The sequence below is a fragment of the Paracraurococcus ruber genome (assembly GCF_004353985.1).
Classification (GTDB): Bacteria; Pseudomonadota; Alphaproteobacteria; order Acetobacterales; family Acetobacteraceae; genus Paracraurococcus; species Paracraurococcus ruber.
Window position 1 is genome coordinate 20371 of sequence record NZ_SMOA01000068.1, and the last position, 7410, is coordinate 27780.

The window sequence follows — 7410 nt, forward strand, 5'->3', positions numbered from 1 at the left end:
GCGGCGCGGCGGGCACCCGCCGCGCCGCGATCCGCGGTCGGGCCGCACCGGCCCGCCATCATCCGGTCATCCTCGGCATGGCAGGATGCCGGCCGTGCGCGCCATCCTTATCATCCTGCTGCTCTGCGCCGGCTGCGCGCCGCGGCCGGGCTTCGTCTGGGACGGCCGCCGCGGCTATGACGGCAACGGCGACTATGGCTACGACCTGGAGGCCTCCCGCGCCGAGGCGCGCGGCTACCGCGCCCGCGCCGCCCGCACCTATCCCAGCCCCGGCCCGCCGGATGATCCCTGGGGCCCGCATATCCGCGAGGCCGCCGGCCGCTTCGGCGTGCCCGAACGCTGGATCCGCGCCGTCATGCGGCAGGAGAGCGGCGGGCGGCAATATGGCGGGGACGGGCTGCCCATCACCTCCCGCGCCGGCGCCATGGGGCTGATGCAGGTGATGCCGCGTACCTATGACACGCTGGCGGCGCGGCATGGGCTGGGGCAGGACCCCTATGAGCCGCGCGACAACATCCTGGCCGGCGCCGCCTATATCCGGCTGATGCATGACCGCTTCGGCGCGCCCGGCTTCCTCGCGGCCTACAATGCCGGGCCGGAGAGGGTCGCGGCCTATCTGGCCGGCGTCACCATCCTGCCGGACGAGACCATCAACTACGTCGCCAATGTCGCCCCGCAGCTCGGCACGCCGCTGCCGGTGGCAGGGCCCTTCGCCGAGCTGGCCATGGGCGGCGGCACATGGCGGGTGGCCGGGACGGCGGAGGCGGATCGCGCCTATGCCGGCGGCGGAATGCGCGGCGCCGACTATCCGGGCTGGGGCGGAGAGGATCCGACGCTGCGCGCCTTCGACGGCGGCGGCCTCGTGACGCCGGAGGCGCCCACGGGCCTGCGCACCCCGGACCGCTGGTAGCATCGCACGCTCCCCCCCCCCCGCCCACCCTGGGGATGTGGTTCGGGGTGAGGAGGTGGTACGCCGCGCAGCGGATCGCGGCGCATGGCCCATTTCGCCAAGCAGCGGCCGGCACCGGATGACCGACAGGACCAGGCGAGGGGACCCCTCGGGGTCGCCGTCGCGGTGACCCCAATGGGCCTGTGACGCTTTCCGGGCGCGCGCCGGCAGGACGGCTTAGCAGCTTGGAGGCGCCCACCGTGCCGGCCCGCCATCCGGTCGGGCCTGGTAACGCGGCATGGCCGCCGGGCATCGCGGCGCAGCGCGAGGGCACAGGCAGCGGCCGAGTTGCGGCCGGGCGATGCTCCGGTCCGGCGACCAGCCACCCTGACACGGGCCGCGGCGCGGCATGGATGCCACGAGGCTTCGATGTGCTGCGAGGTGCTGTGAGGTCGAGGGCATCGGTCGGATCGTGCCGTCGCCGGACGACGCGACCCCGTCGGACGCCACCCCGTCCCGGCGAGGCGCGGCCGGCGGACCGGCCGCCCTGCCGCGACGCGTCGCAGCCACGCGCCGCTACGGGGCGCCGGGCAGCGCCAGGCGGCCTCGCGGCCGCCGGGTGCCCGACGCCGCCGCGCTCAGCGGCTGTGGGTGGTGGTGCCGGTCCGGTTCTCCTGCGCGCGCTCGCGGCTGGCCGGCGTGCTGTGCGTCGGGTTGGCGCCGGTGGTGTTCGACCCGGTGGCGCGGTCCAGCGCACGGCCCGCGGCGGTGCCGGGCGGGTTGCCGGGGGTGCCGTCCGCCGGGGTCGGCGGGCTGCCGGTGGCGCGGTCCAGCGTGCGCTGGGTGGCGGTGCTGGGCGGGTTGCCCGGGGTGCCGTCACGCTGGGCGAGGGCGGGGGCGGCGATCAGGCCGGCGGCCAGCAGGCCGGTGGCGAGGCTGCGGAACATGGCATTGTCTCCCTTATGGTTGGGCAGACTGAAACGTCCGGCCGGAAGCCGGTTCCCCCGTCGCGCTTGCATCCCGGGCCTGCCGGCGCGTAACAAGGCCCGGAAACGGCGGCCCTGCGCCCGCGCGGCCAGCCGCGTCCGCCGCTCAAATCCTCAAATCGTCAAATTCTCAGGCGGACCGGCGCCAGGTGCCTGACGATCCCGCGCTTTCGCCGCATCGGGCCGATCCAGACTCAGCGGAATTTTACGCCCGGGCCGGGTCCGGGATGCGGCTGGCCCCGGCACGGCCCGCGCGTTACAGTCCCGGCATGGCCATCCCGCGTCCCTGTCGCCGCTGAACGCCGCCGCCCCGGCCTGGCCCCTGCCGGCCGTGCCGCCCGGGGCCGGCCCCTGATGCGTTTGTCCCGCGACCGGACTATGGATGCGCCGCGATGATCCCCGAGCTTCACCTCCACAACAGCCTGACCCGTGCGCGCGAGCCCTTCGCGCCGATCGATCCCGCGCATGTGCGGCTCTATGTCTGCGGCCCGACCGTCTACGACCTGGCGCATCTGGGCAATGCCCGGCCGGTCGTGGTCTTCGACCTGCTGGCCCGGCTGCTGCGGCGGCTGTTCCCGCGCGTGACCTATGTCCGCAACATCACCGATGTGGAGGACAAGATCACCGCCCGCAGCCTGGAGACGGGCGAGCCGATCGGCGCCATCACCGCCCGCACCACGGCGGAATTCCACCGGGACATGGCGGCCCTCGGCGCCCTGCCGCCGGACGAGGAGCCGCGCGCGACCGAATCCATCGGCGCGATGATCGAGCTGATCCAGCGGCTTGTCGCCAACGGCCATGCCTACGAAGCCGAGGGCCATGTCCTGTTCGGCGTGGCGACCTTCCCGGACTACGGCAAGCTGTCGGGCCGGGACCGGGAGGAGATGCTGGCCGGCGCCCGCATCGAGGTCGCGCCCTACAAGCGCGACCCCGGCGACTTCGTGCTGTGGAAGCCGAGCACGCCGGAGCAGCCGGGCTGGGACTCGCCCTGGGGCCGCGGCCGGCCGGGCTGGCACATCGAATGCTCGGCCATGTCGTGGAAGGCGCTCGGAGAAGTCTTCGACATCCATGGCGGCGGCCAGGACCTGCTCTTCCCGCACCATGAGAACGAGGTGGCGCAGACCCGCTGCGCCTTCGGCACGCCCACCATGGCCCGCACCTGGCTGCACAACGGCATGCTGCGGGTGGACGGGGAGAAGATGTCGAAGTCGCTCGGCAATTTCTTCACCGTGCGGGACATCCTGCAGCGCGGCCCCTGGGCCGGCGAGGCCTTCCGGGTGCTGCTGCTGCGGACCCATTATCGCTCGGACCTCGATTTCACCTTCGCCGGCCTGGACGAGGCCAAGGCGGAGCTGGACGACCACTACGCCATGCTGGCGCGCGCGGTGGAGCCCGCGGATGGCCATGAGGCGACGGCGAAGGACATGGCGGACTGGGTCCTGGCGCCGCTGCTGGACGACCTGAACACGCCGCTGGCGCTGGCGCGGCTGCGCGACCTGCGCACCATCGAGAACGTGGCGAGCGTCGGCGGCAGCGCCACGGCCGTGCTGCACCGGATCGGCAAGCCCTGGCCGGTGGTGGCGGGCCTGGCGGCCAGCGCCTTCCGGGAGGCGGCGGGCGTGCTCGGCCTGTGCTCGCGCGACCCCGAGGCTTGGCTGAAGGGCGGCGGGGATACCGGCTGGGTGGAACAGGCCATCGCCAACCGCCTCGCCGCGCGCAAGGCGCGCAACTTCGCCGAGGCCGACCGCATCCGGGACGAGCTCAAGTCTAGGGGCATCCTGCTGGAGGATGGGCCGCAGGGGACCACCTGGCGGCGCGCGTGACCGACCGGGGGAGAGAGGGCTGCCTCTCTCCCCCGGACCCCCTCTCACCGCTTTCTGTGAGTTCCCATGTCTCCGACGCCGGAGGATTGGCTCGACGCCATCAAGCGCATCGCGCTGACCGACCCGAAGCGGGCCTGGCTGCGCGCGCATCTCGACGCGCTGGACTGCATCGCCAGCGAAGCCGACCTCGCCGCGCGCGCGGGACAGCCCATCGAACACTATCGCGCGCTCGCCACCGAACTCGCCGTCGCGCTGGACCGCGACCCGCCGGCCGATCCGCTCGACCTGCTCGCGGAAAAAGCCGGCACTGCCTGGCGGCTGCGGCCGGCGCTCGCCTTCGCCCTTGGCGCGCATCGCCTCATGCCCGAAGCCTGGACGCGCGGCGGCAAGCCCGCCGCCGACCTGCGCCCGCCGCCGGGCGAGAGCCCCATCATCGTCCTGGTGCGCCCGCAGCTGGCGGAGAATATCGGCGCCGTTGCCCGCGCCATGGCCAATGGCGGGCTGTTCCATCTGCGCCTGGTCGCGCCGCGCGACGGCTGGCCGCAGGACCGCGCCTGGCGCACCGCCTCCGGCGCCGACCCCATCCTCGACGCCGCGCGGGTCTTCCCCGACACGCCGAGCGCGGTCGCCGATTGCCACCGCGTCCTCGCCACCTGCCCGCGGCCGCGCCACATCGTCATCCCCGTCCGCACCGCCCGCGCCGCGGCCGAGGACCTGCGGGAGATCAACGGCCGCGGCCTGCGCACCGCCGTGCTGTTCGGGCCGGAACGCGCGGGGCTGGAAAATGACGACGTCGCCTGCGCCGACACGCTGGTCCGCTACCCCCTGAACCCGGAGCACATGTCGCTCAACCTGGCGCAGGCGGTGATGATCCTGGCCTATGAGTGGTGGACCGCGACGGAGCCGACGCCGCCGCGGCGGCTGCAGACCAACGAGACGACGGTCGCCACCAAGGGCCAGCTGGAGGGCTTCCTCGGCCGGCTGGTGGCGGAACTCGACGCCGCCGGGTTCCTCGACCCCCCGCCGAAGCGCCCCGGCATGGTCCGCAACCTGCGCCACTGGTTCGAGCGCGGGGAGGTGACGGAGCAGGAATTGCGCACCCTGCACGGCGTGGTGACGGAGCTGTCGCGCGGCCGGATGCGGCGCGGCCGGCCGGACGAGGGCTGAGCCCATGGCCCCGCTCGCCGCGCTGCGCCGCCTGGCGGCGGAGGATCACCGCCACCCGCAATTCAACGCGCATGTGGCGACGCTGCTCGACAGCGTCCCGCCCCCCGGCCTGTGCCTTTCGGTCGGCGGCGGGCCGGGGCGGCCGCATCCGCGGCTGACCAACCTCAACATCGCGCCCTTCGCCAATGTCGACATCGTCGGCGACGCGCATGCCCTGCCCTTCGCCGGGGGCAGCGTCGGCGGGGTGTATTGCGAGGCGGTGCTGGAGCACCTGGAGGACCCGAACCGGGCGGTGGCGGAGATGCTGCGCGTGCTCCGGCCCGGCGGCCTGGCGCTGGCGGCGACGCCCTTCCTGCAGGCCTTCCACGGCTATCCCAGCCACTTCCAGAACTTCACCACCGAGGGCCACAGGCTGCTCTTCGCCCGGGCGGGGTTCGAGGTGCTGGATTGCGGGCCCTGCGTCGGGCCGGCCTATGTGGTGACCTCGCTGGTCTCGACCTTTCTCGCGCAATTCCCGCCGCGGCTGCTCCGGCTCGGCGATCGCTGGCTGGTGCGGCACCCGCGCGCCGCCATGCTGTGCTCGACCACCTATGTGCTCGCCCGCAAGCCGGCGGCGGCGCCGAACTGACGGGCCCGGGGGTCAGGATCCGCGGCGCGGCCGGACCGGCGGGGCGATGCCCGCCGCCGCTGCGCGGCCCTCTCGGCCTCGCGGCGCGCCGGCGGGCAGCCTTTCACACGGCCTCAGGCCTGGGTGGCGGGCAGGCGGCGCGCCAGCTTGCGCGCCAGCAGGTAGCCGAGCAGCCCGCCCACCGGCGCCGCGGGCAGCGCCAGGATCCAGCCGATATGCGCACCGTTCACCGCCAGGCCCAGCCCGACGCCCAGCATCAGCCCGCCGACCAGGCTGCCCACCACGCCGGCCGTCAGGCCGAGGATCAGGATCTCTTCGCGCGTCACCATGCCGCTTAGAAGGCGACGCGCCGAAGCAACGCAATCCCCCGCGCGGATGGCGGCGCATCGCCCCGACGGGGCGTGGCATCCGGGCCGCATCGCGGGGCCCGAGGCGCCGCCCAGGGCCGGTGGCGGTTCGGTTTGACAGGCCGGGGCGCCGCCGCCTATACGCGCGCCCTCTTCCTGGGAACGTGGACGCAGCCCTGGCCGCAAGGCCTTGTCCGTTGCGCGCCCGTCCTGGCCTATCCGGGGCCAGGGCCTACCGGGACAACATTGCGAAGAAGGGCCGCCCGCAATCGGGTGGCGAGCCACGCCGCATGACCAAGCGTCTCGAGTCCAAGTACAAGATCAACCGCCGCCTCGGCGTCAACCTCTGGGGCCGCGCCAAGTCCCCGATCAACAAGCGCGAGACGATCCCCGGCCAGCATGGCGCCCGCCGCAAGCAGAAGCCGACCGACTTCGGCGTGCAGCTGATGGCGAAGCAGAAGCTGAAGGGCTACTACGGCAACATCGGCGAGAAGCAGTTCCGCAAGTATTACGATGAGGCAGTGCGCCGCAAGGGCGACACCTCGGAGAACCTGATCGAGCTGCTGGAGCGCCGCCTGGACGCGGTCATCTACCGGATGAAGCTGGCGATCACCCCCTTCGCCGCCCGGCAGTTCGTGAACCATGGCCATGTGCTGGTGAATGGCCGCCGGCTCAACATTCCCTCCTACCAGGTCCGCGATTCCGACGTGATCGAGGTCAAGGAGAAGTCGAAGCAGCTCACCTCCGTGCTCGATGCGGTGCAGAGCGGCGAGCGCGACGTGCCCGAGTATATCGAGATCGACCACCGCGCCATGAAGGGCCGCTTCCTGCGGGCGCCGAAGCTGTCGGACGTGCCCTACCCGGTGCAGATGGAACCGAACCTGGTCGTCGAGTTCTACTCGCGGTAAGGCCCCGCCGGCATCGGCGGCAGGTTGGAAGGGCGGGGCTGGTCCCCGCCCTTTTTCGTTGCGGGTGATGCGGCCGGCTGGCGGCCCCGGGTCGCGTGCCGGGACGCCGGACGCATCGCCCATGCTGCCGGGGCTTGGAACGGCGTCACGCCGCCCCGCGCGGCCACGGCGCGCGGGCTGATGTCAGGCGCCGATCATCGCCGTCGGGATGCCGGCCGCGCCGTCGCGGATGGTGAAGAGGCGCGTCCCCGGCTTCCGGCCCACCCGCAGCGGCGAGACCGGCATGCCCGCCGCCGCCAGCCGCGCATGGGCGGCCGCCACGTCCGGCACCCGCCAGGTCATGCCCCAAAGGCTGTCGGGCGCGTCCGTGATGCCGGCGGCAAGGTCGTGCGACACCTCCAGCACCGTGTCGCCGCAGCGGAAGAAGAGCAGCCGCGTGCCCCAGTCCGGGTTGCTGCGGTCGAGCCTGAGCTCGAGCCCGAGGCGCCCGGCCAGCAGGGCGGTGGTCCGCTCCGGGTCGCCGCTGCGGATGACGAGGTGGTCGAGTCGGATCGCCGTCCCGCCGCGCCGCGGCGCGGGGTCCGCCAGTCGCAGGTGCAGCCCGCGGGCCGCCTGCGGCGCCAGCGGCACCGTGTCGCCGAACGGGCCGGGCGCCGCTGGCC

The 7410-nt window shown here is 73.6% G+C and carries 8 protein-coding genes; 5 read left to right on the top strand and 3 right to left on the bottom strand.

Features of this window, described 5'->3' with window-relative positions; genetic code table 11:
• Nucleotides 1-94: 94 nt before the first annotated feature.
• Nucleotides 95-910: a lytic transglycosylase domain-containing protein gene (locus tag E2C05_RS14445; protein WP_338045144.1), complete on the top strand. Its 816-nt coding sequence runs from the start codon at nt 95-97 to the stop codon at nt 908-910.
• A 617-nt stretch (nt 911-1527) separates the two neighbouring features.
• Here the strand turns inward: E2C05_RS14445 and E2C05_RS14450 are convergent.
• Nucleotides 1528-1836: a hypothetical protein gene (locus E2C05_RS14450; RefSeq protein ID WP_133220350.1), complete on the bottom strand. Its 309-nt coding sequence runs from the start codon at nt 1834-1836 to the stop codon at nt 1528-1530.
• Nucleotides 1837-2267: 431 nt separating this feature from the next.
• Here E2C05_RS14450 and cysS point away from each other — a divergent pair, with 431 nt between their 5' ends.
• From cysS to E2C05_RS14465, 3 genes are all read left to right on the top strand, one after another.
• The gene (gene cysS, locus E2C05_RS14455; protein ID WP_192912461.1) at nt 2268-3698 is read left to right on the top strand and encodes a cysteine--tRNA ligase; all 1431 of its coding nucleotides are present in this window, start codon (nt 2268-2270) and stop codon (nt 3696-3698) included.
• Between the two features lie 360 nt (nt 3699-4058).
• On the top strand, nt 4059-4865 hold the full coding sequence (locus tag E2C05_RS14460; protein ID WP_133220357.1) for an RNA methyltransferase: 807 nt from the start codon (nt 4059-4061) through the stop codon (nt 4863-4865).
• Between the two features lie 4 nt (nt 4866-4869).
• Nucleotides 4870-5493: a class I SAM-dependent methyltransferase gene (locus tag E2C05_RS14465; RefSeq protein WP_133220351.1), complete on the top strand. Its 624-nt coding sequence runs from the start codon at nt 4870-4872 to the stop codon at nt 5491-5493.
• 113 nt (nt 5494-5606) lie between these two features.
• Here E2C05_RS14465 and E2C05_RS14470 read toward each other — a convergent pair whose 3' ends face one another.
• On the bottom strand, nt 5607-5822 hold the full coding sequence (locus E2C05_RS14470) for a hypothetical protein (RefSeq protein WP_133220352.1): 216 nt from the start codon (nt 5820-5822) through the stop codon (nt 5607-5609).
• A 308-nt stretch (nt 5823-6130) separates the two neighbouring features.
• On the opposite strand from E2C05_RS14470, the gene rpsD reads away from it, so the two are divergent.
• A complete protein-coding gene (rpsD, locus tag E2C05_RS14475; protein ID WP_133220353.1) occupies nt 6131-6748 on the top strand; it encodes a 30S ribosomal protein S4 in 618 nt (205 codons plus the stop codon).
• 183 nt (nt 6749-6931) lie between these two features.
• Here the strand turns inward: rpsD and E2C05_RS14480 are convergent.
• On the bottom strand, nt 6932-7410 hold a 479-nt coding region (locus E2C05_RS14480; protein ID WP_192912462.1), incomplete at its 5' end, for a VOC family protein.

Excerpts from the sequence above, each read along its gene's own strand:
- E2C05_RS14450 (WP_133220350.1), bottom strand. The coding sequence starts at position 1,836 with ATGTTCCGCAGCCTCGCCACCGGCCTGCTGGCCGCCGGCCTGATCGCC.
- E2C05_RS14465 (WP_133220351.1), top strand. The coding sequence starts at position 4,870 with ATGGCCCCGCTCGCCGCGCTGCGCCGCCTGGCGGCGGAGGATCACCGC.
- rpsD (WP_133220353.1), top strand. The coding sequence starts at position 6,131 with ATGACCAAGCGTCTCGAGTCCAAGTACAAGATCAACCGCCGCCTCGGC.
- E2C05_RS14470 (WP_133220352.1), bottom strand. The coding sequence starts at position 5,822 with ATGGTGACGCGCGAAGAGATCCTGATCCTCGGCCTGACGGCCGGCGTG.
- E2C05_RS14460 (WP_133220357.1), top strand. The coding sequence starts at position 4,059 with ATGCCCGAAGCCTGGACGCGCGGCGGCAAGCCCGCCGCCGACCTGCGC.
- cysS (WP_192912461.1), top strand. The coding sequence starts at position 2,268 with ATGATCCCCGAGCTTCACCTCCACAACAGCCTGACCCGTGCGCGCGAG.